General features: G+C 36.6%; 2 protein-coding genes. Both read right to left on the bottom strand.

Features of this window, described 5'->3' with window-relative positions:
- A partial coding sequence (locus tag SSCH_RS06615) for a hypothetical protein (RefSeq protein WP_044664780.1) occupies positions 1-945 on the bottom strand: 945 nt, incomplete at its 3' end.
- A gap of 8 nt (positions 946-953) precedes the next feature.
- Positions 954-1,235 carry an ABC transporter permease gene (locus tag SSCH_RS06610; protein ID WP_044664779.1) on the bottom strand — a complete coding sequence of 94 codons (282 nt, stop codon included), beginning with the start codon at positions 1,233-1,235 and terminating at the stop codon, positions 954-956.
- Positions 1,236-1,255 lie beyond the last annotated feature (20 nt).

Genomic DNA, 1,255 nt, shown 5'->3' with positions numbered 1-1,255 from the left:
AAATAAAAGAACAGCAATGCCTATGGGCAACAGGCTTCGTAGCCCTGCATTGATCGCATCAGATATTATCAAAGAGTGCTGGTTTAAATCATATGGATTAAGGGATGTGTATAGTTTTAACCGGTTACTCTCCGCGCTTATGGAAATAAAGGTTTCTTTCACATTACCGGAAATAATCAGTGATTGAGATATTATTTGGCCAAGATTTGCTAGTGCATATTCATCAGTTATGTCCACCGTCTTAAACGGCAAAACCATATAATAGTCCAAATTTATCAACCCCGCACCTCTACTTATAAAATAAGCATCTTTTTTCAAAAACCCCTTTACTTGGAGCCTTTTAACAGTCTGTGCATCATAATCATAAAATTCAATTTTATCGCCCAAATCATAATAATCCTGATAGGCATGGCCCAAAATTACACTTGCTACAGTAGCGTCATTATTATTAAAATCTGCATGACCAAATAAATTCCCTTTTGCAATTTCAAACGGCAGTAGCTGAAAAAACTTTGGACCTACCGTAACCTGGTTCAAAAGAAATAATCTTTCCTGTTCAGCATTTGAAAAAATGGGTTCCGAATAATAGTAAAAACGCTGATCATCAACCGGTGCCGCTTTAAAGGCAATATGCCCGTCATAGTACTCAATAAAGTCAAATTCATGATTATCCTTTAGAAAACCATAAAACTGATTCATTTTATCTAAAACATCAGGCTGCATAAATATTTTCTCAAGCAACTCTTCATTTGTACGATCCTGTATAGCATAATAATTTCTGTCTTCAAAAATATTGTTGATTCTCTTCGTGGTCTCTCTTGCTGTCAGCACCCCTGTAAGGGAAAGGTTCAGAAATAAGAACGTAACAGTAAATTGAATAATGATGATCAATAACAAAAAAGGTCTCCTTAATAACATATCAAAGGCATAAATGATGTTTTTCATCGCAATTGTCACCTCATCATATGCACAGGCTCTATTTTAGCTGCTTTAATAATCGGATAAGCAGAAGTTAATATCGAAGAAGCAACGACAATACCCATTGTCATCAACATGCTAAAAAAATATAAATCTATGCGTCGATAGAGGGCATAAGAGATGATTGCATACAAAACCATACCACATCCAAACGAGAACAAGGCAATGACCATGATTTCCTTGATCACACCAAAAGCGATCTGATAGCTGTTGGCCCCGCAGCACTTTTTAACTCCTATTTCCAGGCTGCTTGCCATCCAGCCAATAACCGGTCACA

This window comes from Syntrophaceticus schinkii (genome assembly GCF_000946815.1).
In the GTDB taxonomy this organism is placed as follows: Bacteria; Bacillota; DSM-12270; order Thermacetogeniales; family Thermacetogeniaceae; genus Syntrophaceticus; species Syntrophaceticus schinkii.
The sequence above is the reverse complement of the archived record's forward strand: the minus strand, read 5'-3'. Positions and strand labels throughout refer to the sequence as shown.

Bases quoted from the DNA above. Each gene is read 5' to 3' on its own strand.
- SSCH_RS06610 (WP_044664779.1), bottom strand. From the start codon at position 1,235: ATGGCAAGCAGCCTGGAAATAGGAGTTAAAAAGTGCTGCGGGGCCAAC.